Origin of the sequence: Methylobacterium sp. SD274 (assembly GCF_017355285.1) — a bacterium.
In the GTDB taxonomy this organism is placed as follows: domain Bacteria; phylum Pseudomonadota; class Alphaproteobacteria; order Rhizobiales; family Beijerinckiaceae; genus Methylobacterium.
This window is the reverse complement of record NZ_JADIJP010000007.1, coordinates 120,678-143,204: the sequence shown is the minus strand read 5'-3', so window position 1 is coordinate 143,204 and position 22,527 is coordinate 120,678. Positions and strand designations below refer to the sequence as shown.

21 protein-coding genes are annotated in these 22,527 nt (G+C 63.9%); 9 read left to right on the top strand and 12 right to left on the bottom strand.

The annotated features are described in order from the left end of the window. Nucleotides 1-6: 6 nt before the first annotated feature. The 6 genes from atpC to IPV08_RS08935 form a co-directional block, all read right to left on the bottom strand. Nucleotides 7-408 carry an ATP synthase F1 subunit epsilon gene (gene atpC / locus IPV08_RS08960; RefSeq protein ID WP_207411589.1) on the bottom strand — a complete coding sequence of 134 codons (402 nt, stop codon included), beginning with the start codon at nt 406-408 and terminating at the stop codon, nt 7-9. Nucleotides 409-531: 123 nt separating this feature from the next. Further along, nucleotides 532-1,992, bottom strand: coding sequence for a F0F1 ATP synthase subunit beta (gene atpD, locus IPV08_RS08955; protein WP_018044914.1), 1,461 nt, complete (start codon nt 1,990-1,992; stop codon nt 532-534). A gap of 46 nt (nt 1,993-2,038) precedes the next feature. Beyond that, nucleotides 2,039-2,914, bottom strand: coding sequence for a F0F1 ATP synthase subunit gamma (locus IPV08_RS08950; protein WP_018044915.1), 876 nt, complete (start codon nt 2,912-2,914; stop codon nt 2,039-2,041). A 161-nt stretch (nt 2,915-3,075) separates the two neighbouring features. Then, nucleotides 3,076-4,605, bottom strand: a complete 1,530-nt coding sequence (gene atpA / locus IPV08_RS08945) for a F0F1 ATP synthase subunit alpha (protein ID WP_056452095.1) — start codon at nt 4,603-4,605, stop codon at nt 3,076-3,078. Between the two features lie 72 nt (nt 4,606-4,677). Further along, the gene (locus IPV08_RS08940) at nt 4,678-5,247 is read right to left on the bottom strand and encodes a F0F1 ATP synthase subunit delta (protein ID WP_056431239.1); all 570 of its coding nucleotides are present in this window, start codon (nt 5,245-5,247) and stop codon (nt 4,678-4,680) included. Nucleotides 5,248-5,520: 273 nt separating this feature from the next. Further along, the gene (locus IPV08_RS08935; protein WP_207411588.1) at nt 5,521-6,216 is read right to left on the bottom strand and encodes a DsbA family protein; all 696 of its coding nucleotides are present in this window, start codon (nt 6,214-6,216) and stop codon (nt 5,521-5,523) included. 504 nt (nt 6,217-6,720) lie between these two features. On the opposite strand from IPV08_RS08935, the gene IPV08_RS08930 reads away from it, so the two are divergent. Then, on the top strand, nt 6,721-8,199 hold the full coding sequence (locus IPV08_RS08930; RefSeq protein WP_207411587.1) for a PAS domain-containing methyl-accepting chemotaxis protein: 1,479 nt from the start codon (nt 6,721-6,723) through the stop codon (nt 8,197-8,199). A 72-nt stretch (nt 8,200-8,271) separates the two neighbouring features. On the opposite strand, the gene IPV08_RS08925 is transcribed toward IPV08_RS08930, so the two are convergent. Then, the gene (locus tag IPV08_RS08925; protein WP_056431249.1) at nt 8,272-8,898 is read right to left on the bottom strand and encodes a 2-hydroxychromene-2-carboxylate isomerase; all 627 of its coding nucleotides are present in this window, start codon (nt 8,896-8,898) and stop codon (nt 8,272-8,274) included. A gap of 205 nt (nt 8,899-9,103) precedes the next feature. Between IPV08_RS08925 and IPV08_RS08920 the strand changes: the two genes are divergently transcribed. After that, the gene (locus tag IPV08_RS08920; protein ID WP_207411586.1) at nt 9,104-10,345 is read left to right on the top strand and encodes an argininosuccinate synthase; all 1,242 of its coding nucleotides are present in this window, start codon (nt 9,104-9,106) and stop codon (nt 10,343-10,345) included. 49 nt (nt 10,346-10,394) lie between these two features. On the opposite strand, the gene IPV08_RS08915 is transcribed toward IPV08_RS08920, so the two are convergent. Together IPV08_RS08915 and mtgA are read right to left on the bottom strand one after the other, a co-directional pair. Further along, nucleotides 10,395-10,964, bottom strand: coding sequence for a hypothetical protein (locus IPV08_RS08915; RefSeq protein ID WP_207411585.1), 570 nt, complete (start codon nt 10,962-10,964; stop codon nt 10,395-10,397). A gap of 129 nt (nt 10,965-11,093) precedes the next feature. Then, nucleotides 11,094-11,780 carry a monofunctional biosynthetic peptidoglycan transglycosylase gene (gene mtgA, locus IPV08_RS08910; RefSeq protein ID WP_311275133.1) on the bottom strand — a complete coding sequence of 229 codons (687 nt, stop codon included), beginning with the start codon at nt 11,778-11,780 and terminating at the stop codon, nt 11,094-11,096. A 124-nt stretch (nt 11,781-11,904) separates the two neighbouring features. On the opposite strand from mtgA, the gene IPV08_RS08905 reads away from it, so the two are divergent. From IPV08_RS08905 to leuB, 3 genes are all read left to right on the top strand, one after another. After that, nucleotides 11,905-12,864, top strand: a complete 960-nt coding sequence (locus tag IPV08_RS08905; protein WP_207411584.1) for a polyprenyl synthetase family protein — start codon at nt 11,905-11,907, stop codon at nt 12,862-12,864. A gap of 229 nt (nt 12,865-13,093) precedes the next feature. Next, the gene (locus IPV08_RS08900; RefSeq protein ID WP_207411583.1) at nt 13,094-14,578 is read left to right on the top strand and encodes a SulP family inorganic anion transporter; all 1,485 of its coding nucleotides are present in this window, start codon (nt 13,094-13,096) and stop codon (nt 14,576-14,578) included. Nucleotides 14,579-14,675: 97 nt separating this feature from the next. Then, nucleotides 14,676-15,785, top strand: a complete 1,110-nt coding sequence (gene leuB / locus IPV08_RS08895) for a 3-isopropylmalate dehydrogenase (protein ID WP_207411582.1) — start codon at nt 14,676-14,678, stop codon at nt 15,783-15,785. Between the two features lie 89 nt (nt 15,786-15,874). Here leuB and IPV08_RS08890 read toward each other — a convergent pair whose 3' ends face one another. Together IPV08_RS08890 and IPV08_RS08885 are read right to left on the bottom strand one after the other, a co-directional pair. Then, nucleotides 15,875-16,279 (bottom strand): hypothetical protein, encoded by a 405-nt coding sequence (locus IPV08_RS08890; protein WP_207411581.1) that lies wholly within the window; start codon nt 16,277-16,279, stop codon nt 15,875-15,877. A gap of 101 nt (nt 16,280-16,380) precedes the next feature. Next, on the bottom strand, nt 16,381-17,274 hold the full coding sequence (locus IPV08_RS08885) for a hypothetical protein (RefSeq protein ID WP_207411580.1): 894 nt from the start codon (nt 17,272-17,274) through the stop codon (nt 16,381-16,383). Between the two features lie 472 nt (nt 17,275-17,746). Between IPV08_RS08885 and IPV08_RS08880 the strand changes: the two genes are divergently transcribed. The 3 genes from IPV08_RS08880 to IPV08_RS08870 all read left to right on the top strand — a co-directional run bounded on the left by IPV08_RS08880 (nt 17,747) and on the right by IPV08_RS08870 (nt 20,764). Further along, entirely contained in the window at nt 17,747-18,778 is a 1,032-nt protein-coding gene (locus IPV08_RS08880; RefSeq protein ID WP_018044930.1) for an aspartate-semialdehyde dehydrogenase, read from the top strand. Nucleotides 18,779-18,968: 190 nt separating this feature from the next. After that, nucleotides 18,969-20,060 carry a PD-(D/E)XK nuclease family protein gene (locus IPV08_RS08875; RefSeq protein ID WP_246747869.1) on the top strand — a complete coding sequence of 364 codons (1,092 nt, stop codon included), beginning with the start codon at nt 18,969-18,971 and terminating at the stop codon, nt 20,058-20,060. Further along, on the top strand, nt 20,009-20,764 hold the full coding sequence (locus IPV08_RS08870; protein WP_207411578.1) for a hypothetical protein: 756 nt from the start codon (nt 20,009-20,011) through the stop codon (nt 20,762-20,764). The genes IPV08_RS08875 and IPV08_RS08870 overlap by 52 nt, the downstream gene beginning before the upstream one ends. Nucleotides 20,765-20,800: 36 nt before the next feature. On the opposite strand, the gene IPV08_RS08865 is transcribed toward IPV08_RS08870, so the two are convergent. Continuing rightward, on the bottom strand, nt 20,801-21,448 hold the full coding sequence (locus tag IPV08_RS08865) for a CatB-related O-acetyltransferase (protein WP_207411577.1): 648 nt from the start codon (nt 21,446-21,448) through the stop codon (nt 20,801-20,803). Between the two features lie 239 nt (nt 21,449-21,687). On the opposite strand from IPV08_RS08865, the gene rimP reads away from it, so the two are divergent. After that, nucleotides 21,688-22,461 (top strand): ribosome maturation factor RimP, encoded by a 774-nt coding sequence (gene rimP, locus IPV08_RS08860; RefSeq protein ID WP_207411576.1) that lies wholly within the window; start codon nt 21,688-21,690, stop codon nt 22,459-22,461. Nucleotides 22,462-22,527: the final 66 nt, after the last annotated feature.

Sequence of the window (22,527 nt, the reverse complement as noted above, 5' to 3'; positions counted from 1 at the left end):
AGGACGTTAGAAGTTGAGGGCGACCTTGGCGTCCTGAAGCTGGACGATCTGGCCGGTGATCTCGTCCTTCTTGGCGAAATCCTCGGTGGCGTCGCGCTGCAATTCGAGGACGGCGATGTCCTTGTCGAGCGAATCGGGCGTGATCTCCTCGAAAGGGTTGGCACGCTCTGCGATCACGGTAACCATGGTCGGTCCGATATCGGCGAAGCCACCGCGCACGAGAACGCGCTTACCAGCATGGCCCGCCTCGTTGATCACGATCACGCCCACCTTGAGCGCCGTCAGGACGGGGGCATGGCCCGGAAGAACGGTCATCTCCCCTTCGATGCCGGGAAGCTGCACGGCCTCGATCTGGCCGGAATAGACCGTCCGCTCGGGACCGACGAAATCGAACTGGAAGGTGGCCATGGCGAGGGAGGTCCCGCTTCGGGTTGTCGTGTTGGAAAAGCGGCGCGGTCCCGAGAAGGCCGCGCCGTGATTGTCGGGTCAGGCCGTCCGCCATTTCGGCGGAAGGCCTTGGCGTTCGATGGATCAGGCCGCAGCCGCGATCTTCTTCGCCTTCTCCTTGGCGTCCTCGATCGTGCCGACCATGTAGAACGCCGCCTCCGGCAGGTCGTCGTAATCGCCGTTCACGAGGCCCTTGAAGCCCTTGATCGTATCGGCCAGCGGGACCTGGATGCCGGGCGAGCCGGTGAAGATCTCGGCCACCGAGAAGGGCTGCGAGAAGAAGCGCTCGATCTTGCGGGCGCGGGCGACGGTGAGCTTGTCCTCTTCCGAGAGCTCATCCATGCCCAGGATCGCGATGATGTCCTGCAGGGCCTTGTAGCGCTGCAGGGTCTGCTGGACGCGGCGGGCGACGTCGTAATGCTCCTCACCGAGGACGGCGGGGTTGAGCATCCGCGACGTCGAGTCCAGCGGATCCACGGCCGGGTAGATGCCCTTCTCGGCAATGGAGCGCGAGAGCACGGTGGTGGCGTCCAAGTGGGCGAACGAGGCGGCGGGCGCCGGGTCGGTCAGATCGTCGGCCGGCACGTAGATGGCCTGCACCGAGGTGATCGAGCCCTTGGTCGTGGTGGTGATACGTTCCTGCAGGGCGCCCATGTCCGTGGCCAGCGTCGGCTGGTAGCCCACGGCGGAGGGGATACGGCCGAGGAGAGCCGACACTTCCGAACCGGCCTGGGTGAAGCGGAAGATGTTGTCCACGAAGAACAGCACGTCCTGGCCCTGGTCGCGGAAATCCTCGGCGATGGTGAGGCCGGTGAGCGCGACACGCGAGCGGGCACCGGGGGACTCGTTCATCTGGCCGTAGACGAGCGCGCACTTGGAGCCTTCGGCCGAGCCGTTGTTCTCCTTCGGGTCCATGTTGACCTTGGACTCGATCATCTCGTGGTAGAGATCGTTGCCCTCACGGGTGCGCTCACCGACGCCGGCGAACACCGAGTAGCCCGAGTGCACCTTGGCGATGTTGTTGATGAGCTCCATGATCAGCACGGTCTTGCCGACGCCGGCGCCGCCGAACAGGCCGATCTTGCCGCCCTTGGCGTAGGGGGCGAGGAGATCGACCACCTTGATGCCGGTGACCAGGATCTGCGACTCGGTGGACTGCTCGGCGTAGGACGGCGCGGGCTGGTGGATGGCGCGCAGGGTGTCCGACTGGATCGGGCCGGCTTCGTCGATCGGCTCGCCGATGACGTTCATGATGCGGCCGAGGGTGTTGAAGCCGACCGGCACCTTGATGGCCTCGCCGGTGTCGGTGACTTCCTGGCCACGAACGAGGCCTTCCGACGTGTCCATGGCGACGCAGCGCACGGTGCTCTCACCGAGCTGCATGGCCACTTCGAGGACGAGGCGGTTGCCGTTGTTCTTGGTCTCGAGGGCGTTGAGGATCTCCGGCAGATGGCCGTCGAAGTGAACGTCGACCACGGGGCCGATGACCTGGGTGATCTTGCCGACCTTGTTGGAGCCGGCGCCGGGGAGAGCGGTGTTCGCCATGTTACGGGTCCTTCGAATATGTTGCGGTCAGGGCGACGGGGAGCGCTTAGAGCGCTTCGGCACCCGAGATGATTTCGATGAGTTCCTTGGTGATCATGGCCTGACGCGTGCGGTTGTAGATCTGCGTCTGCTTCTTGATCATCTCGCCCGCGTTGCGCGTGGCGGAATCCATGGCACCGGTACGTGCGCCCTGCTCGGAGGCCGCGTTCTCGAGGAGCGCTCGGAACACCTGGACGGTGAGGTTACGCGGGAGGAGCGTGTCGAGGATCGCTTCCTCGCTCGGCTCGAACTCCAGAGCGGCATCCGGAGCGGTACCGCCGGCTGCGGGCAGCTCGGCTGGGATGAGCTTCTGGGCGGTCGGCACCTGGGCGATGACGGAGCGGAAGCGCGAGTAGAACAGCGTCGCCACGTCGAACTCGCCGTCGTCGAAACGCGAGATGATGCTCTGCGCGATCTCGGCAGCGAACTCGTAATCCACCGGCTTGTTGCCGCGCAGGTCACGGCTCTCGATGATCTGGTCGCGATACTGGCGACGCAGGAGATCGTAGCCCTTCTTGCCGACAGTGACGATCTTCACCGTCTTGCCTTCGGCCGTCAGCGTGCGGATGTGCTCGCGGGCCAGACGCACGATCGACGAGTTGAAACCGCCGCAGAGGCCGCGGTCAGCCGTGCAGACGACCAGCAGGTGAACCTTGTCGGCGCCCGTGCCGGACAGGAGCTTCGGTCCCTGGACACCGCCGACGAGGTTCGCGGCGAGGTTGCCGAGCACCTGGGACATCTTCTCGGCATAGGGACGGGCATTCTCAGCGGCATTCTGGGCACGCCGCAACTTGGCGGCGGCGACCATCTGCATCGCTTTGGTGATCTTCTGCGTGCCCTTCACCGAAGCGATGCGGTTACGCAGATCCTTCAAACTCGCCATGGGGTGACTTCCAGATCCGTTCGGTGCGGTTCGACGCCATCTCTCTTCCCCTTGAGTGGGGAAGAGCCGGAGGTGGGGGTGGTGTCGAAGAGGTCTCGGCCGGTCCGGCACACCTCCACCCCAGTCCCCTCCCCGCTAAGGGAGGGGATCATCGACTGGCTTTAGGCCAGCGACTTGGCGACGCTCTCGACGACGCCCTTCAGCGTCTTAGCGCTGTCGTCGGACAGATCCTTCGAGTCACGGATCTTGGTGAGCAGATCGGCGTGCTTGGTGCGCAGGGTCGAGAGCAGCGCGTCCTCGAAGGGACGGACCTTCGACACGGGCAGAGCATCGAGATAGCCGTTCACGCCGGCATAGATCACCGCGACCTGCTCTTCCATCTTCAGCGGCGAGAATTGCGGCTGCTTCAGGAGCTCGGTGAGGCGCGAGCCACGGTTCAGGAGCTTCTGGGTCGACGCATCGAGATCGGAGCCGAACTGTGCGAAGGCGGCCATCTCGCGGTACTGGGCGAGCTCACCCTTGATCTTACCGGCGACCTTCTTCATCGCCTTCGTCTGGGCCGACGAGCCCACGCGGGACACCGAGAGGCCGACGTTCACCGCCGGGCGGATGCCCTGGTAGAACAGGTCGGTCTCGAGGAAGATCTGGCCGTCGGTGATCGAGATCACGTTGGTCGGGATGTAGGCCGAGACGTCGTTGGCCTGGGTCTCGATGACAGGAAGCGCGGTCAGTGATCCGTTACCGGCGGCATCGCCCATCTTGGCGGCGCGCTCGAGCAGGCGCGAGTGCAGGTAGAACACGTCGCCGGGATAGGCTTCGCGGCCCGGCGGGCGGCGCAGCAGCAGCGACATCTGGCGGTAGGCGACGGCCTGCTTGGAGAGATCGTCATACACGATCACGGCGTGCATGGCGTTGTCGCGGAAATACTCGCCCATGGCGCAGCCGGCGAAGGGGGCGATGAACTGCATCGGCGCAGCGTCCGAAGCGGTCGCGGCGATGACGATGGAGTATTCGAGCGCGCCGTTGTCTTCGAGCGACTTCACGAACTGTGCGACGGTGGAGCGCTTCTGACCGATGGCAACGTAGACGCAATAGAGCTTGGCGTTCTCGTCGGTGCCGGCATGAGCCGGCTTCTGGTTCAGGATCGTATCGAGGGCGATGGCGGTCTTGCCGGTCTGGCGATCGCCGATGATCAGCTCGCGCTGGCCGCGGCCGACGGGGATCAGGGCGTCGATGGCCTTGAGGCCAGTGGCCATCGGCTCGTGAACCGACTTGCGCGGAATGATGCCGGGAGCCTTCACGTCGACGCGGCGACGCTCGGTGGTGGCGATGGGGCCCTTGCCGTCGATCGGATTGCCGAGAGCGTCAACGACGCGGCCGAGCAGTGCCTTGCCGACCGGAACGTCCACGATAGCGCCGGTGCGCTTGACGGTCTGGCCTTCCTTGATGTCGCGATCCGACCCGAAGATCACGATGCCGACGTTGTCCTGCTCAAGGTTGAGGGCCATGCCGCGCACGCCCGACTCGAACTCGACCATCTCACCGGCCTGGACGCTGTCGAGCCCGTAGGCGCGGGCGATACCGTCACCGACGGAGAGCACTTGGCCCACCTCGGTTACCTCGGCTTCCTGGCCGAAATTCTTGATCTGCTCTTTCAGGATCGCGGAGATCTCGGCAGCGCGGATGTCCATCGTCTGGCCTCTTTAAATCGAAACGAAGTTGCTGTGGAGAAACGGGAGCGGGCCTGCGCCGAAGCGCCGACCTCAGGCTTCCCGCATCGCGAGTCGAATACCGTTGAGCTTGGTACGCAGGGATGCATCCACCATCCGGCTGCCGATCTTGACGATGAGACCGCCGATCAGGGCCGGGTCGACGCGCAGATCGAGGTCGATCTCCGAGCGAGCCACGTCGCGCAGGGACGCCTTGATCTCTTCGAGAACGGCATCCGACGGGCGTTCGGCCACGGTCACCTCGGCGCGTACGATCCCCTTCGATTCCGCCACCAAACGGCGGAAGGCGCGGATCATGTCGGGCAGCGCGAAAAGACGGCGGTTGGAGGCCGCGAGCCGGATGAAGTTTGCGCCGAGGCCGGTGAGACCGGCCTTGTCGAGGATGGCGCCGATGGCGGCTTCCTGCTGCTCACCGGTGAAAACCGGGCTGCGAACGAGGCGAGCCAGATCGGGGCTCTCCTTGAGAAGGGAATCAAAGCTCTGCAGGGTCGCCGCGACCGCATCGATCTGGCGCTCGTCGCGGGCCAGCTCGAACAGTGCGGAGGCATAGCGACCTGCTACGCCTGCAACCGGGGAACCCGCCTCGGAACTGGTCTGCGCCACGCGCCACTCTCTCTTTTAATCCGGCCCGAGGTTCCGGCCCGTGACACCGTTCTCGGCGTCGGCTCTGAAACCGTCAGGAATGGGAACCGCCTCGAAATACAGGTCTGAAACCCGTCCTCCCGGCGCGGCGAGGGCCTAGCATGCGTGTTGGGGAGGCGCAAGACGAAGACGGGCCTGCATAAGCTTGTGCGGCGCGCGGTCGTGCACTCAAGTCCAATCCGCGAGAACGATGGCGAAGGTGAGGCGTCAAGCCGCCGGCGAAAGTTCAGGCCGTCAGCAAGCGATCTGATCGCAGCGACGCATGGCCCCGATCATCCGAGCGAGGGACTTCGCACCCGGATGTCCGAGAAGGCCGGTATTGCCGAGCACGTAGGAGGGAGTCGCCACGAGACCGAGATCGGCCGCCATGCGCATCTGCGCCTTCAACGCGAGACGCACCTCGTCGCTATCGGCGATCGTCTCGAGCTCCGAGGCGGGGACGCCCAAGGTGGCGGCGACCTGAAGCGCGCCGGTGCCGTCGATCCGGCCGGGTCTGGCGAGCAACTTCTGATAGAGCGTCCAGGCGGCGGCCGACCCCATCTTGCGCTGGATCGCCAATGCGACCTTCGCCGCCTGAGCCGATTGAGGCGAGAGAATCGGATTGTTGATAAGCCCGATTCGCAAAGCGGTATCGCTCGCGGCGAGAGACGTCATGTCGATCGCCGCCTTCCGGCAATACGGACAATTGTAGTCGAAGAACTCGTAGAGCGTGATCTCCGCCTCGCGGGCCCCCACATAGGTCACGCCCTTCAGAGCAGGGATTTCCCCGACGATTTCACCCGGGAGCCGGGTGTTCGCGATTGGCCGGCCATCGTCGTTATCGACCTTGAAGGTCTGGCCGTAGCCCTGGGCATGGCCGCCGCGGAGTGACGCGACAAGGAAAGCCAGGCTCGCGGAACCGGCCAGGAACTTTCGACGGTCGATGGACATGCGAACGGGCCTCGAAGGTGCGGGATCACCGATCATTCGGCGTCGCGTGTCGCGCCTCTTAATCCCGGTTCGAGATGGTATCCAGACCGTTGCTCCCCCGGGGGGAGTGCTCGCTCCGGAGGTCGCACGCATCCCGTCGATGAAATATTCTTCTAACTCCTCACAGAGAGTACCTCGAACGATCCCCCCTCACATTCCAAGCAAAATTCGGGCATTCTAAGGCAGCGCGCATATTCGATAAACTTTCTGGCAGATTAAAATGAGATATACAGGGGATAGATTGAGCCGTACTGCAATAAACTAGGAGCATCTTGGAATTTTGCGCGCCAGAATTAAGCAACAATATTTATTCGTAATCTTTATAACGCAGCCGTGACGGAAATTTTCTAGTTTCTACAATTCGTCGCAGAGATTGTTAACTCAATTGATAGGGAATCGCCCATATCGAATGACACAGGGCTGAGCGCGGCGGCCCGCCACAACCCTTACGCGTCAAATAGGGTGATGAACTTTTTTTCGAATACCGATTTCCGCTCACGGATCGCCGCATTGGATCGTTCGCAAGCGGTCATCGAGTTCGATACCGATGGCACCGTACTGACTGCAAACCGGAATTTTCTCGCCGCGATCGGCTACGAATTGTCCGAGATCCAGGGCAAGCATCACAGCCTTTTCGTCGAGCCGGCGTTTCGGGAGAGCCAGGATTACAAAGCCTTCTGGAGCGCGTTGGCCGCCGGCACCTTCCAGTCCGGCGAGTTCAAGCGCATCGGCAAGGGCGGGCGCGAGATCTGGTTGCAGGCCACCTACAATCCCATCCTCGGTCGCAATGGAAAGACCGAGAAGATCGTCAAGTTCTCATCCGACATCACCGAGCGCGTGATGCGCTCGATCAACCATGAGGGCCAGATCAAAGCCCTCGACCGCTCGCAGGCGGTCATCGAGTTCGCCCTCGACGGCACCATCCTCACGGCCAACCGGAACTTCCTCGACGTGATGGGCTACGACCTGTCCGAGATTCAGGGCCAGCCCCACAGCATGTTCGTCGGTCCCGATCTGCGGGCAAGCGCGGCGTACAGGCGCTTCTGGGATGAACTCGGCCGAGGTGAGTATCAGGCCGACGAGTATCGGCGGATCGCAAAGGGTGGCCGCGAGGTCTTCATCCAGGGGACCTACAACCCAATCTTCGACCGCGACGGACGCCCGCTGAAGGTCGTCAAATTCTGCATCGACGTCACGCGGCAGGTGCTGGAGCGCCAGCGCCGCGCCGCTCTGCAGATCTCCATTGCCACCGACCTCAACGCCATCGCCGGTGCCGCTTCGGGCGCGTCGCTACAGGCCGGTCAAGCCGCTCAGGCCTCGACTCAGGTCTCTTGCGACATCCAGACCGTGGCGTCCGGCGCCGAAGAGCTCGCGGCCTCGGTGTCCGAGATCAGCATGCAGGTGACCCACGCCTCCGAGATCTCCAGTCAGGCGGTCAAGCAGGCCGAGAAAACCAGCACCATCATCGCCGGTCTCTCGGGCGCGGCGACCCGGATCGGCGAAGTCGTCGCCTTGATCCAGGGCATCGCCGCGCAAACCAATTTGCTCGCCCTCAATGCGACGATCGAGGCGGCACGGGCGGGAGAAGCGGGTCGGGGCTTCGCCGTGGTCGCGACCGAGGTGAAGGCTTTGGCCGCCCAGACCTCCAAGGCGACCGAGCAGATCAGCGCTCAGATCATGTCGACCCAGCAAGCGACTCAGGATGCGGTGGGTGCCATCACCTCGATCCAGGACACGATCATGACCCTGAACGAAGTCGCGAGCGCGATCTCGGCGGCGGTCGAAGAGCAGAGCGCGGTGACCCGCGAGATGTCGGCGAGCATGCAGACCGCCTCCAACGGCGTGGGCCAGATCACTAGCAGCCTCAGTGAGATTGCCCGCTCCACCGAAGAGGTCGATTCGGCCACTCAGAAGGTCAGGGTCGCCTCTCAGGAAGCTGCCTAAGTTCCCAATGCCGGTCCCTCGACGCTTCGCTCCAACGACGTCCGCGCCCTCCTTTGGCCGGGGGCGAAGCGCCTAACGCATTGCTCCCGGCCGGTCGCCTATCGCCCAGGCAAGCGCCTGTTCCAGCCGATCGTTACCCCAGAACAGCTCGCCATCGCCGGTCAGGAAGGTCGGGGCGCCGAAGATGCCGCGCGAGCGTGCCTCTTCGCCGTTGACGCGCAGACGCCCCTTGTTGCCCTCCAGGGCCGCAGCCTTGAGGATCACGGTGCCATCGAGACCGAGCCCGTTGAGGACCCCCACGATGGCCGGCGGTTCGGCGATGGAGCGCCCCAGAGAGAACTGGGTCTCGTAGACGGCTTTCGAGAACGGAACGAGCCAGTCGTGATCCATGCCGTAGGTGGCTGCACGGGTCGCGCTCAAGCTGTTCTGCGGGAAAGGGTCGGGCCGCTTCAACGGAGGCAGGCCTTGCCTCGCCGCCTCGCGCTCCACATCCCGCCACATATGCCGTCCCTTGGCCGGAAAGAGATTGAAGGGCGAGGAATTCCAGCCCTGGCTGGCGAAGATCGGACCAAGGAGGAAGGGCCGCCAGCGCACTTCGACGCCGGCGGCTTCCGCCATCTCGTCGATCCGCATGGCCGCCAGGTAGGAATACGTGGAAGAGAACTCGTACCAGAATTCGAGGGTCGGCCGTCGCGGCATTCGTCGAATCTCCGGCGTGGGGTGACAAGCGAGGTTGAATTACGCAGTTTCGGCCGTTGGGGCCAGGGCAGCAACGGGCTCCGCTGACGCGGTGGTGGAAAGCGGGAGCGAACACCTCTGCAACGTCTCCTGCGGCATGCCGGTTGCACGACGCGGCTGTCGGCTGATAAGTCGCCCCGACTCCACGAGAACCGAAGCGAGCCCGATGTCAGACGTGAATCCGAAGCCCGTCAACAAGGTCGTGCTCGCCTATTCCGGTGGCCTCGACACCTCGATCATCCTGAAATGGCTGCAGACCACCTATGGCTGCGAGGTCATCACCTTCACGGCCGATCTGGGACAGGGCGAGGAGCTTGAGCCGGCGCGCAAGAAGGCTGAGCTGCTCGGCATCAAGCCGGAAAACATCTTCATCGAGGACCTGCGCGAGGAATTCGTGCGCGACTACGTCTTCCCGATGTTCCGCGCCAACGCGGTCTACGAGGGCGTCTATCTCCTCGGCACCTCCATCGCCCGCCCGCTCATCGCCAAGAAGCAGATCGAGATCGCCGAACGTCTCGGCGCCGATGCGGTCTGTCACGGCGCCACCGGCAAGGGCAACGATCAGGTCCGGTTCGAGCTCGGGTATTATGCCTTGAAGCCCGATGTGACCGTCATCGCCCCCTGGCGCGAATGGGATCTCAAGAGCCGCGAACAACTGATCGCTTTCGCCGAGCAGCACCAGATTCCGATCTCCAAGGACAAGCGCGGCGAGAGCCCGTTCTCCGTGGACGCGAACCTTCTTCACGCCTCCTCCGAGGGCAAGGTTCTGGAGGACCCGGCCGATGAGGTGCCGGATTACGTCTATTCCCGTACGCTTTCGCCCGAAGAGGCCCCCGACACTCCGACCATCGTCACGATCGGCTTCGAGAAGGGCGACGCGGTCTCCATCGATGGCGAGCGCCTCACGCCTGCCACCCTATTAGCCAAGCTCAACCAGCTCGGTCATGACAACGGCATCGGCCGCCTCGACCTCGTGGAGAACCGCTTCGTCGGCATGAAGAGCCGGGGCATGTACGAGACGCCGGGCGGCACGATCCTGCTGCCGGCCCACAGGGCCATCGAGTCGATCACGCTGGATCGCGGCGCGGCGCACCTCAAGGACCAGATCATGCCGCAATATTCGGAGCTGATCTATAATGGCTTCTGGTTCTCGCCGGAGCGCGAGATGCTCCAGGCCCTCATCGACAAGAGCCAGGAGATGGTCACCGGCGAGGTTCGGCTGAAGCTCTACAAGGGCGGCATCCACGTCATCGGCCGCACCAGCCCGAACTCGCTCTACGACCAGGACCTCGTCACCTTCGAGGAGGGCGCCGTGGCCTACGACCACCGCGACGCGGCGGGCTTCATCAAGCTCAACGCCCTGCGGCTGCGCACCTTGGCTCAGCGCAAGAAGAAGCTCGGGGCATAGGCCTCGGGATCCACCCCTCCCCCGTCGCGGGGAGGGGTTTACGCAGCGCTTAGACGGCGGACCAGCGGTTGCCCGCCTTACCGAAGGGGCCGGGGCCGAGATCGCCGTAGCGCAGGAAGATCTGCAGGGCCGGCTGCATCTCGTGATGCACCGCCGGTATTTCGGTCCCCGCTCCATAAGGCTCGGCCGTGTCGAAGGCCGGCACGTCGCGGCCGTCGTCCCAGACGATGTTCAGCTTCCTCACCAGCGCCAGATGCTCGGCCGTCACATCGAAGGTGACGTGCTCGGGCGTCTCGCCCGTCCCTTCGTCGCGAAACACGTCGCCGACATCGTCCGACGAAAGCTTGGCCAGGGTGTTGTGATACGCGTAGCGGCCCGGCTTCAACACGGCATTGTGGATGAAGACCGCGAGCGCGTCGCCGAGCGCCCGGTGTTCCTCGTCCGCCCCATCATCGTCGCCGGTGACGTTGAAGATGTCGCCGTCACGGTCGGTGCTGCCATAGGGTGCGTCGGGATGCACGATGGGCGCGCCTTGCCCGGCCGGGTTCCAGGCCACCACCATCCGGCGGATCAGGGCGATCCGCTCGAGGGTGAGGTCGAAGGTTGTGCTGTCGGCCATGTCGCGTCCGCTATCGGTGTTGTATTCGTCGTGTCTCGCATCCGCCCCATCACGGGCCGGCCCCGGCCGCCTGCCGGAGAATGGATGGCTCTATGACATGTGTTGCGGCAAGCCTCCACGTGTCTGGATTCAGCGAAGGCAGCCCATCAATCCACCGACCCCATTCATCCGCCCCTGGATGCGGGTGGCGACCGCACGCACTCCGCGAGATGGCAGGGCCGCATTGCGTTGGATCGGGTTCGGCAGAACGGCGGCGAGCAGGCTCGCCTCGCTGCGGTTGAGGTTCCGCGCGCTCTTTCCGAACCAGCGCTGCGCCGCCGCCTCGGCTCCGTACACACCGTCCCCCCATTCGGCGATATTCAGATAGATCTCCATCATGCGCCGCTTGCCCCATAGGGTGTCGGCGATAACGGCGAGGGGAATCTCCATTCCTTTGCGGATGACCGAACGGCCGGGCCAGAGGAACACGTTCTTCACCGTCTGCATGGAGATCGTCGAGGCGCCGCGGCTAGGCCCCTCGTCGTCATCCACCACGTCGCGCAGGGCGCCCCAATCGACGCCGTTATGTAGGCAGAAGCGCTGATCCTCCGAAGCGATGACGGCCTGGACCAGGAGCGGGGAGATCGCGTCCAGGGTGACCGCTTCGCGGCTCACGGGTTTGCCGGTCAACCATCGCGCCAGCATCAGGGTTGAGGGCGGCGTCAGCGCACTATAGACGAGCCCCAGAACAAGAATCAGGGCCAGCAACATGACGGGGAGCAGCATGAAGAGGCCGACCAGCCGCCTCACCCAATGCTTCCTTCGTCCTTGGCGGATGGAATCGAGATCGCGCGCATGGCGTGATCGCGAATCGCTGTCATCTGCCGCACCGTCGCGCCGTTCCTGAATCCGTACCTCCCGCACAACGACGCGCCCATTCTTGACCAAGGCCCTTCTTACGATGACCTCACCAAAAGCATCCCACGCTTCGGTCAAGGCGGACGCATCTCAAGCGTTTTCCCACAAGCTTTCGAGCGTGGCCGACGCCGTCGAGGCGTTTCTGGCCGAACGCCTCGGTCCCGAGACGCAGACGGGCGAGATCACGCGTCCCACGCGGCTGATGGAGGCCATGCGCCATGCCGTGCTCGGCGGCGGCAAGCGTCTGCGCCCGTTCCTGGCGGTGGAGACGGCGCGGATGCTGGGCGGCTCCGATGCCGGGGCGCTGGCCGCCGGTTCGGCCATCGAGCTCGTCCATTGCTACTCCCTCGTCCACGACGACATGCCGGCCATGGACGACGACGACATGCGCCGGGGCAAGCCTACGGTCCACAAGGCCTATGACGAGGCGACCGCCATCCTCGTCGGCGACGCGCTGCAGACGCTGGCCTTCGAGATTCTGGCAGATGCGACCTGGCAGCCGGATCCGTCGATCCGTGCCGACCTCGTTCTCGGCCTTGCAAAGGCGTCCGGCCTCGGCGGCATGGTCGGCGGCCAGATCCTCGATCTAGGGGCGGAAGGTCGCTTCGGCGCCGTCTCCCTCGATGTCGAGGACACGCTGCAGCTTCAGGCGATGAAGACCGGCGCCATCCTGGCCTTCTCGGTGGATGCGGGTGCCCTTGTGGGCGGTGCGACGTCGGATCAGCGTGCCTCCCTATGGCGCTACGGCCTCGCCTTGGGCCAAGCTTTCCAGATCGCCGACGATATCCTCGACCGCGAAGCCTCTCCCGAAGCGATGGGCAAAGCCACCGGCAAGGACAAGGATGCCGGAAAGGCGACCCTCGTCGATCGTCTCGGCATCGACGGCGCCCGGGCGGAATGCGACCGTCTCGTCGGCATGTGCGAAGAGGCCGTTTCTTCCTGGGGCGACAAAGCCCTGACACTGCGCGAAGCGGCACGCTTCACGGTCGCCCGCAAGGTGTGATGCGATCGCCCCACTGAACTCTGCCGCGATGTTGCATTGCGGCAGGTCCGTGCTATCAGGCCTTCATGCATCTCAAGCGGTTCATCGATTTTCTCGGCCTGACGCCGCCGTAGGCTTAAGCCTACCGAATCGTGTTCCGTCCGTGACCGGAGAGCGCTTGAGCGCCCGGTCATCAAGATGCCTGTCCCTGCCGACGCTTCGCGCGCGGGGACGATGAAAGCCATTCCCCATGAACCGTCAGTCCTTCCGGAGCGAGTGGGCTCCCGACGTCACGCGTGAAATCCTGGCCGGCACGGTGGTCGCCCTGGCGCTGATCCCGGAGGCCATCGCCTTCTCGATCATCGCGGGCGTCGACCCGAAAGTCGGTCTCTACGCCTCGTTCTGCATCGCCGTCATTTCCGCTTTCGCCGGCGGGCGTCCTGCCATGATTTCGGCTGCCACCGGCGCCATGTCCCTCGTCATGGTCACGCTCGTGAAGGAGCATGGACTCGGCTACCTGTTCGCGGCCACCATTCTCACCGGGTTGCTCCAGATCGTCGCCAGTGCCGTGCGCCTCGGCAACCTCATGCGCTTCGTCTCGCGCTCGGTGGTCACAGGCTTCGTCAACGCCCTGGCGATCCTCATCTTCCTGGCGCAGATGCCGGAGTTGATCGGCCGCGGGCCGGTCGTCTACGCCATGACCGCCATCGGCCTCGCGATGATCTACGGCCTCCCCTACCTGACGAAGGCCGTCCCCTCACCGTTGATCACGATCCTCGTTCTCACCGGAATCTCGGTCTGGTTCGGGTTCGACATCAGGACCGTGGGCGACATGGGTGCCCTGCCGAGCGAATTACCGGTCTTCGCCCTCCCCCAGGTGCCGTTCACTCTGGAGACACTGCAGATCATCCTGCCCTACGCCCTCACCCTGGCGATGGTCGGCCTGCTCGAGAGCATGATGACGGCGGCCATCCTCGATGAGATGACCGACACGACCTCCAACAAGAACCGCGAATGCGCCGGCCAGGGCCTCGCCAACGTCACCTCCGGCCTCTTCGGCGGCATGGCCGGCTGCGCCATGATCGGGCAATCGGTCATCAACGTCTCGTCCGGCGGGCGGGGCCGTCTCTCGACGCTGTGGGCGGGCGCGTTCCTACTGTTCCTCATCGTGGTTCTCGGCCCCTATGTGGCACGGATCCCGATGGCGGCCCTCGTCGCGGTAATGATCATGGTCTCGATCAACACCTTCCAGTGGAACTCCGTGTGGACGCTGCTGACCCATCCGAAAAGTTCGAGCGCGGTGATGCTCGGAACGGTGGCCGTCGTCGTGACGACGCATGACCTCGCCAAGGGCGTGCTGTTCGGGGTCGTTCTCTCGGGGTTGTTCTTCGCCCACAAGGTGACGCGGTTCTTCGGTATGTCGTCGGTACGCGACGAGGCCAGCCGCATCCGTACCTACCGGGTGACGGGCCAGATCTTCTTCGCCACGGCGGAGGCGTTTCATTCGGCCTTCGATTTTCGCGAGGACGACCTGAACGGGGTGGTGATCGACCTCTCCGCCTCGCATTTCTGGGACATCACCAGCATCAGTGCTCTCGATAGGGTGGTGCTGAAATTCCGGCACCACGGCATACCTGTCGAGATCGTCGGAATGAACACGGCGACGACCACCCTCGTCGACCGGGTCGGCACTCATCAGAAGCCTGGGGCGGCCCTCGCGGGGTCGGGTCACTGAGCGACGGGAAGAGTGGGATCGAGCGGGAGACTTGCCAAGCGCCCGAGCCCGTCGCTACAGCCGCGCGACGCATCACCCCTTGCCCGCGAGTGCTCCCATGACCGCCTACAAGCTCCTCCTCCTCCCCGGTGACGGCATCGGCCCGGAGGTGATGGCCCAGGTGAAGACCGTGATCGGTGCACTCGCCGAGACCGGTCTCGCCACGTTCGAGACCGAGACCGACCTCGTCGGCGGCTCGTCCATCGACGCTCACGGCGTGCCCCTCACCGACGAGGCCCTCGCGCGGGCGGACGCGGCGGATGCGATCCTGCTCGGCGCGGTGGGCGGCCCAAAATGGTCCGGCGTCGCCTACGACATCCGCCCCGAGGCCGGGCTTCTGCGGCTCCGCAAGGATCTCGGCCTGTTCGCGAATCTGCGGCCGGCGATCTGCTACCCGGCGCTGGCGGATGCGTCCGCGCTGAAACGCGAGCTCGTCGAGGGGCTCGACATCATGATCGTGCGCGAACTCACCGGCGGCGTCTATTTCGGTGAGCCGAAGGAAATCACCACCCTCCCCGACGGCACCAAGCGCGCCGTGGATACCCAGGTCTACACCACGGGCGAGATCGAGCGGATCGCCCATGTGGCCTTCGATCTGGCACGCAAGCGCTCGGGCCGCGTGGCCTCGGCCGAGAAGCACAACGTGATGAAATCCGGCGTCCTGTGGAAGGAGGTCGTGACCAAGGTCCATTCCGAGCATTACAGCGATGTCGAGCTCGAGCATGTGCTCGCCGACAATTGCGCCATGCAGCTGGTGCGCCGCCCGAAGCAGTTCGACGTCCTCGTGACCGACAACCTCTTCGGCGACGTGCTCTCGGATGTAGCGGCGATGCTCACGGGCTCCCTCGGCATGCTGCCCTCCGCTTCGCTCGGAGCAGTGGATTCGAAGGGAAGCCGCAAGGCATTGTACGAGCCGGTCCATGGCTCGGCACCCGATATTGCGGGCCAGGATCTCGCCAACCCCATCGCCATGATCGGCTCGCTCGCCATGGCGTTGCGCTACTCGTTCGGCCTCGGCGAGGCGGCCGACCTACTCGACGGCGCGATCACCGATGCGCTCGCGGCGGGTTCCCGAACGAAGGATATCGCCGGAGAGGGCGTGACGCCGCTGGGGACCGCCGGGATGGGCGAGGCCGTCGTGGCGGCTCTCAAGTCGCGGGTGCGCTGAAGCGCGAATCGCGGTCTCGTCCGGACATGAAAAAGGCGCCGACCCAACCGGGTCGGCGCCTTTCTCGGTCCATCGTCCGACGACTGGCCTTAGTAGGGGTTACCGTTGCGAGAGACGTAGGAGGTGGGGTCGATCGCATCGACACCGGAGAAGTCAATGTTGTGGATCGCGCTGGAACGGGCGCCCACGAACGGGCCGTTGGTGATCGGATCGGGCAAGATCGCGCCGCCGAAGCGATCGTTGCGGCCGTAGGGCGGCGAATTCAGGTAGCTGGCCGTGATGAAGTGCGGGTTGGTCGCCGGGTTGCTGATCGAACCGTTATTCGCCTCGACGACGTTGCCGGCATCGAGCCAGCTGCGCGGACGGATGCGGATCGGCAGCGGCTGGCTGACGCGGATACCGGGGGCGTAACGACCCTGCGCCTCGACAGCGGTGTTCGCGCCGACAGCGGTGAGGGTGAGTGCGCCCATCAGGGCAATCGTGGCAGTGCGCATGACGGACCTTCGTTGAACCTGTGTGAGATTAGGCCCGATTTCCTTAAGAAACTCGGCCATTCATGGTGAGTAGACGTGCCAGCGGCGCCGTTGTTCCCGGCCTAAGGCCGCGCTTGGTCGCTTCGCCGCAGTTTCGCCTCATTATGTCGGATGCGGCGTTTCGAGATCGATCCGGTTTCTCCGGCGGCCTCTCGGTTGGGGACGGCCGCGACACGCGGCGCGCAGCCCTCCACCCGCCGTTCCTCGAACACGCGATACGCCGCTTCGAGGCCTGCGGAAGCTTGGCCATTCAGAACGAGCTTGTCCAGGGCGCAGACGATGGCGCGCGGCTCCGGCGGCTGGCTCAATGGGGCGCAGAGCCAGCCATCGATGCGCGGGGTCAGTGGAATCAGCCCGCTCTGCCCCGCATTGGAGAAACCGGTACAGATCCGCGTCACCGGACCGCTCAACGTGGCTTCCAAGGTCTCGAGCGGACCGAACTTGGTGGCGATCAACCCTCGTTCGCCGGATCGTACGACGGCGAGTCCCTGCCCGTCCGCGGCCCGTCGAGCGATGGTGACGAACAGGCTCGCGGGAGGTGTGGAGCCCTCTGTGACGGTGAGGCTGAGATAGGGTGCATCCGCCGCGTCGAATTTACCCTGTGAAAGACGGTCCTCCCGCTGGCCCGTGGCCGGGTTGATCCGTGCTGGCTCGATCTTCGCCTGATCGAGGGCGTCAGGATCGTCGAGCCGATAACGCGGGGCCGTTTCGGCAGCGGGCAGAGCCTGGCGAACATTCATGGCGGCGGTGGGGACGAACGGCTGGGCATTCGTGTCGGTCGAGACATTCGCCCCCGACTTCGTCTCGTCGTGTTTCGGCTCACCACCGACGAACTGCCCGGCTGCGCCGACACAAGCGAGTGCCGCGACGCAAGGCACGGCAAGCCGCAATGACGAGCGAGCCTTGCGCTTGGGGAGCCGATGGCTGGTTTCGTCCTGTACGGCGATGCGATGCATGAAACCCTGAAACTGGTGACTCTTCTGGAGGCTCTCGCCACGTGCGAGCGACCATGCTCTCGAGGCTGCGTAGGCCGGGTTTCACACCGGGTGACCGGATGAGCGTTTTCGATTTTGCGGTGAATCAATCGTTGCCCGATACACCTTGCGTCTATCGGCAGGTCCTGTTTGTGCCGCGACGAAAGTCTCGCGTGCAGCACAACTCTTGACAGTCGCGGAGACGAGGCGTCTTGCTCCGCCGCTTGAAGTCAAAGTGGTCCTATCGAAGGGTCGAACGGGACGGGGCGTGCCGGCAAGTCCGCGGGACGACGCGTTTTCGCAGCCGGCCGGTCAATCAGGTCGTGACCGGGAAACCCTGCGGATTCTCATGGGACCGGTACACGGAGACTTGCCAACGACCCTGCCGGCGGTGCCGAGGCGATGAGCCCGGCCCTGGCGGGGAACCAGGGCATCACGAAGCGGAGTTGGAGAGATGGGTTACAAGGTCGCCGTCGTCGGTGCCACGGGCAATGTTGGCCGTGAGATGCTCGACATCCTGTCGGAGCGGGCGTTCCCCGCCGATGAGGTCGTGGCTATCGCCTCGCGCCGCAGCGCCGGGCAGGAAGTCTCCTTCGGTGACAAGATCCTGAAGGTGAAGGCGCTCGACACCTACGATTTCTCCGACACCGATATTTGCCTGATGTCCGCCGGCGGCGAGACGTCGAAGGAATGGTCGCCGCGCATCGGCCAGACCGGCTGCGTCGTCATCGATAATTCGTCGGCCTTTCGCTACCATCCCGACGTGCCGCTGATCGTTCCGGAAGTGAATCCGGAAGCCATCACCGGCTTCTCGAAGATGAACATCATCGCCAACCCGAACTGCTCCACGGCGCAGCTCGTCGTCGCCTTGAAGCCCCTGCACGACGTGGCCAAGATCACCCGCGTGGTGGTGGCGACCTATCAGTCGGTCTCCGGCGCCGGCAAGGAAGCCATGGACGAGCTGTTCCAACAGACCCGTTCGGTCTTCACCGCTGGCCAGATGACCATGGAGAAGTTCCCCAAGCGCATCGCCTTCAACGTCATCCCGCAAATCGACGTGTTCCTCGACGACGGATCCACCAAGGAAGAGTGGAAGATGGTCGCCGAGACCAAGAAGATGCTCGATCCCAAGATCAAGCTGACGGCGACCTGCGTGCGAGTGCCGGTGTTCATCGGCCATGCCGAGGCGGTGAACGTCGAATTCGAGCATCCGATCTCGCCCGAGGAGGCGACTGCCCTCCTGCGTTCGGCACCGGGCATCCTGGTCGTCGATAAGCGTGAGCCCGGCGGCTACATGACCCCGCACGAGGCGGCCGGCGAGGACGCGACCTATGTCTCGCGCATCCGCGCGGATTCGACGGTCGATAACGGCCTCTCGTTCTGGTGCGTCGCCGACAACCTGCGCAAGGGCGCGGCCCTGAACACGGTGCAGATCGCCGAGATGCTGATCAACCGGAAGCTCCTGAAGGAGCGGGCAGCGGCCTGATCACTCCACTTCCAGTCCTCGGGCCGAAACCCATCGACCGGCCATTGTCATTGACGCCGTCCCGTTCACGGGGCGGCGTTTTTTTATGGCCAATCCCCCTAACGAAGCAGGAGGAGATGCATTTCAATTGAAAATGTTCCTATTTTAGGATAGCCAGGATTAGAACAAAACACGAACATTGGTGATCGCGATGTGGGGCACTTCCAAACGCGGGCATGAAGCCGAAACCCTCCGTCGCCAACTCGCCATACTGGCGACGGAGACAAAACTGATCCGACTCCAACAGAGCCTGGACCGGAAGTACGATCCAGCCCAGCCCCGTGCGCCCGCCGGCCAAAGCGATGGTGGGCGGTGGGTCTCCGACGGAGGCGTCGGAGGCAGTCGCCTGACCGATCGTCCATCAACCGGTCAGACACTCCGATCCTCCATCGATAACGGAAGCACGTCAGGCAGGTCCACGCGAGAGGAAACCGTCACCAATAACGGGGCTCGGATTCTGTCGCTGCGTATTCGCTCGGGACGCGGAGAGTGGGACGACCAGCACGCCGTCGTCACACCGGATGGCGAAAGCAGGATTTTCGAGAATTCGGGCGACGTTCAGACCATCCGCGACGGGGCATCGGGAGAGGTTCTCTCGCGTGGCGCGTTCGCGTTATCCGAATCGCAATCCCAGCCCACAATACAACAGGTCTTTCTGCCGGCTTTCGTCGTCGCTCCGGCCGTCAAGGTCACTCTTGAAGCGGCGGCGCTTCTCTTCACCTATCTGGAAGCTCGGAGGCCGGGATTCGGCAAGGCACCGGGCAGAACGGCACTGCGCTACGACTTCGACCCAGATCCGGACAAAAAACTTCCCCTCATTTGGGTTGGTCCGGTCGATCAGACGACACTCGACCAAGCTTGTCCACGCAACGCCGAAGTGCAAGCCGTAACGGACGAGGCGACGAAACGGCTGACAGCCTTGAATCCCCTTCTGACGAGACAGCAACTCGGCACCATGATCCATGTCGATATCGCACACACATTCATTGCAAGGGCTTATCCCGATGTGCGCGTCGAATTTTCGATAAGCAGTACCGGCGATGAAGCAGGTTATGGAGAAAAGGGTTCAGCACGCCTCGATCTTTTCGAACTCTCACCAAATCAAACAGTCTGCGTCTATGATTATAAAACTGGATCGGCGGAGCTAAGCTCAAAAAGAGCGTTGTTTCTAGCCAGATCCGCCAAGAAATTTTGGCCGCAATCAAATGGTATAATTATCATTCAAGTGAGGCCGATAAAATGACGACCATTAAACAAATTAAAGGCCTTGCCAAGAATTTGCTCGACAAAAATATTGATCTTGTCGCTGCTGGTAGAAACTCCTTCTGGCTTCTCCCCATCGAATCTATAGGACGATTGATCCACCTCGATCGGACGAGCAATCCGGCCTATTGCGTTGCAAGCTGGTACCTCGTCGAGTTCTTCATGCCCGGAGTTCGTTCATCGTCCTCACTCGGGCGATGCAGCGAAAGGATTGCCCGTTCTGAAGGCTTCGAGGGTGGCCAGGGCTGGTTCTGGTCCGACCCGACGATCTACGACGATTTCCTCACCCGCGTCGAAGCGGATGCCCTGGCGATCCTTCGCCCCCTGGACACGACGCGAAAGTGTCTCGACTTCGCCCGCACCCGTCCCGCCACGGTCGGACGTCTCGGTCTGGACTGGCATCTCGTCGCCTGCATTGCGCTCGGCGAACTCGATGAGGCTCGGACGATCTGGTCCAAGATAGGTAAGCATTACCGCAACGGGGCCGTGATGGAGGATGCGCACTGGCAGTTGATTAACGACCGGACCTGCCTCATCGGCGAGCCGCTCATGGCCGACGATCGGGACGCTCTCGCCACCCTGTTGCATCGCTGGGAAGCCGAGACCATCGTCGGAAGTCCCCTCGAACCATTTTGGAGACCGAGCCTGTTTCCCCTGGAGGAGGATGCATCGGCCGCCCCGTAAGTGGGCGAGAAGACTAGGGCGACAGGCAAGCCGGCATTAGACCGAGGCCTCCAACGCCGCCACATCCCCACCACTGATCGCCGGCAGGCACCGGGTGATCCGCTGGGCATCCCAGTCCCACCACGCCACGGCCTGGAGCCGCGCGGCGATATCGGGCGGTACGCGCATCCGCACGAGCGTGGCCGGGTTGCCGGCGACGATGGCGTAGGGAGGTACGTCGCGGGTGACCACGGATTTGGCGGCGACCACGGCTCCGTCGCCGATGCGGATTCCCGGTAGGATCGTGCTGTCGTAGCCGAGCCAGACATCGTTGCCGATCACCGTGTCGCCCCGGTTGGGAAAGGCCATCTCTTCGGGGAAGCGTCCGGCCCAGGCGCCGCCGAAGATGAGGAACGGGTAGGTGGAGGGCGCGTCGAGGCGGTGGTTGCCCCCGTTCATGAGGAAGCGCGTGCCCGCCGCAAACGCGCAGAAGCGACCGATTCGCAAGCGGTCGCCCAGGAAGGCGAAGTGGTAAAGAATGTTGTCGAGGAAGGCCTCCGGGCCGGCAGGGTCGTCGTAATAGGTGTAGGCGCCGACCTCGACATTCGGCGGCAGGGTGAGATTGCGGATGAAGGTGATTCGGCTGTGACCAGCAACCGGGTGAAAGCAATCCGGGTCGGGTCCGAATGACGGATCGGCGGCCATGATCGAAGCTCACTGGAACGAGTTGACGGATACGGAGCGACCGGGATGCGCTCCGCCGGGGAACGGCTCGCGAAATCGCTTGAAACGATCCGACGATGGGACTACTCATACCATATCAGTTCTGGTTGCAGTCTTGAGGCTGCGGTTCGGGAGTGGGCCCCACCGGGTCCGCTCTTTTTTATTGCCGCAACGCCTCTCGCACCGGATCGCTTCACGCAAGGCCGGACGTACAGCGCAGCATGGCGGACACTTCCGAAAAACGTCTGATCACCGAGACCGGCGTGGCCGCACGGGTCGTGCAGGTCATCGAGGCATCGATCGAGGGCCTCGGCTATCGCGTGGTCCGGGTGCGGGTGTCGAGCGCCAATGGCTGTACCGTGCAGATCATGGCCGAGCGGCCGGACGGCACCATGACGGTGGACGATTGCGAGACCGTGAGCCGGGCGATCTCGCCTCTGCTCGATCTCGATGACCCGGTGGGCAAGGCCTATTATCTGGAGATCTCGTCCCCCGGCATCGACCGGCCCCTGGTGCGGGCCGTCGATTTCGAGCGTTGGGCCGGCTACGAAGCCAAGATCGAATTGGCGGTGCCCCTCGATGGCCGGAAGCGGTTTCGTGGGATCATCCGAGCCCCCAACCCGGATGGCCTCACGGTGCCGATCGATCTGCCCGACGTGAAGGAGGGCCTGCCGAGCCGCATCGACCTTCCCCTCCGCGATCTCGGCGACGCCTACCTCGTCCTCACCGACGATCTCGTGCGTGAATCGCTCCGACGTGGCGGCGGGCCGCCGCCGATGCTGGACGATGAGGACGAAGACGAGAGCGAGGAGGGTGACGAGGCTGAAGTCTCGCCTCCCGCCTTTCTCAAGAAAAAGGTCGAGCGGCCGCTGAAGCCCAAGGCGTCGACCAAGCCCAAGCCGGAAAAGATCGAGACCGAGGCGAGTCGGGCCAACAAGGCCAAGCCAGTCCGCACCAAGGCGGTGCGGGTCAAGGACGACGGCAAGCTTCACTAAAGCATTCGTTCGGAACTCCGGCGGGCGCCCGATGGCGCGCTGAGGGTTCCGAGAAGAACATACGAC